A 531-nucleotide genomic window follows, 5' to 3' on the forward strand; every position below is an offset into this window, starting at 1 on the left:
TCATCTCCACCGTCGATCCCGAGGCGCGCCACGGCCGCAAGACGGTGGCCCGTTCCTTTGACGGTTTCAAGGGGCACATCGCCGAGGATCCCGACAGCGAGATCATCACTGCCACCCGGGTGACGGCGGGCAACGTGGGCGATGCCGAACCGGCCCCCGAGCTCCTGGCTGACCTCCTGCCCGGGCAGGCCGGGCAGGCCGGGCAGGCCGGGCAGGCCGGGCAGGCCGGGCAGGCCGGGCAGGCCGGGCAGGCCGGGCAGGCCGGGCAGGCCGGGCAGGCCGGGCAGGCCGGGCAGGCCGGGCAGGCCGAGGTTTATGGTGATGCCGCCTACGGCACCGGGCCGATGCTCGCCCGGCTCGACCGGGCCGGGATCGAGGCGATGGTCAAGACGCAGCCCTCCAGTGCGCCCGGAGGTCGCTTCACCAAGGATGCCTTCACCGTCGATCTGGAGGCCGGGCGGGTGATCTGCCCGAATCAGATCGTCGAACAGATCCGCTGGCATCGCGATGGCAATGGGGTGGCGGCCTTCG

At 72.7% G+C, this 531-nt stretch carries 1 pseudogene; it reads left to right on the forward strand.

The annotated features are described in order from the left end of the window. A pseudogene (locus ABD331_RS60785) lies at positions 1-531 on the forward strand (hypothetical protein); the annotation flags it as partial.

Origin of the sequence: Nonomuraea monospora (assembly GCF_039531895.1) — a bacterium.
In the GTDB taxonomy this organism is placed as follows: Bacteria; Actinomycetota; Actinomycetes; order Streptosporangiales; family Streptosporangiaceae; genus Nonomuraea; species Nonomuraea monospora.